Annotated in this window: 1 protein-coding gene; it reads right to left on the bottom strand. The window is 62.4% G+C overall.

The annotated features are described in order from the left end of the window. Window positions 1-1,430: condensation domain-containing protein (locus J4E63_RS30660; protein ID WP_259334284.1), on the bottom strand; the 1,430-nt coding region annotated here is incomplete at both ends.

Genomic DNA, 1,430 nt, shown 5'->3' with positions numbered 1-1,430 from the left:
GGTCCCCATAGCTCAGGCGCTGCTCGCCACGGCTCACCGCCACGGCCTCCGGCGTACGCTGCACCTGCTCTTCAAACAGCCCATGAATCGTCTGCTGCTGCGGATAATTGGCCTCGGTGGCGTTGAACGCCACCAGCAATTGCTCACGTTCCGAGGTCGGCAGGATCGACAATTGCTGCAAGGGCATGTCCGGCTGCTGCTCGAGCATGCGGACCAGATTTTCCAGGGTGTGCCGCACATAGCCACAGAGCCGCTGCGCACCAATGCGGGCCGGGGTCATGACGGTAAAGCTGAACGCTTCGCCCTGATCGTCCACCGACAACGTCAGCGGGTAGTTGGTGCGCTCCTCGCTACTGAGTACCTGGATACCGTTCCAGGCCGGCAATAGCTCGATCGCGGTGGTCGCCCCGGTATGGCGATAGTTGAGCAAGGCACTGAACAATGGGGTTGGCGCTTGCACGCCACTGCAACGTTGCGCCAGCGCCAATGAGGCGTGCTCGTGCCCCAGTAACGCAGTCAATTGCACATGGGTGGCCTTGACGCCGGCACGGATGCTGGCTTGCGCCACACTCACCCGCAAGGGCAGCGTATTGATGAACATGCCCAGCGCCCGATCGGCGCCCTCGCCACCCTGCATCCGCCCCATCAGCACCGTGCCGAACACCACATCGTCCTTGCCCGACACCTTGCCCAGGACTTGCGCCCAAACCAGGTGATACAAGCTCGCCGCGCTCACCCCGAGCTGACGCGCCTGGGCCCGCAACCGGCGACTGAGGCCAGGCTCGACGTCTTGGCGGACCTCCTCGATGCCGCTGCCATCGCCTTGCACATCCTGCAACTCGAACGGCAGCGTCGGCTCGTCGACGTCGCTGAGCATGTCGCGGAAAAAACGTTCGTGGGCATCGCTGCTCACCCCCAGGCGGGCCTGAGCCACATAGTTGCGGTAAGGCACCGCGGCGCCCAACTGCTCGACCTCTCCCGAGAAACAGGCCTGTATTTCGTGTTGCAGCACTTCCAGTGCGGTGTGGTCCAGCGTCATGTGGTGGAACAGCAACATCGCCAGCCAGCGGTCATTATCCGTGTCGTAGGCATGCACAAGACGCAGCATCGGTGCCTGGGTAATATCCAGACGGTGATGCCGGGAATCGAAACGCTCATGCAGTTGCGTCGCGGCATCGCCGTCGACCGGGTCCAGCGCGACCTCTTGCCGTCTCAACAGGGCTTTGCGCCAGACGATCTGCAAGGGTTGCTCGAACCCTTCCCAACGTATCGATGTCCTGAGAATGTCGTGACGATCGATCACCTGTTGCAACGCGCGCGAGAAGTCTTCCAGACGCCCTTGGGTCTCGAAAGCGAACAGCGTCTGGAGCAGGTACGGATCGCCCTGCTCGGCGGCGAGGTGATGGTAGAGAATACCTTCCTGCAATGGG

This window comes from Pseudomonas sp. FW300-N2F2 (assembly GCF_017351655.1).
In the GTDB taxonomy this organism is placed as follows: Bacteria; Pseudomonadota; Gammaproteobacteria; order Pseudomonadales; family Pseudomonadaceae; genus Aquipseudomonas; species Aquipseudomonas fluorescens_AA.
This window is presented reverse-complemented; position numbering and strand designations above follow the sequence as displayed.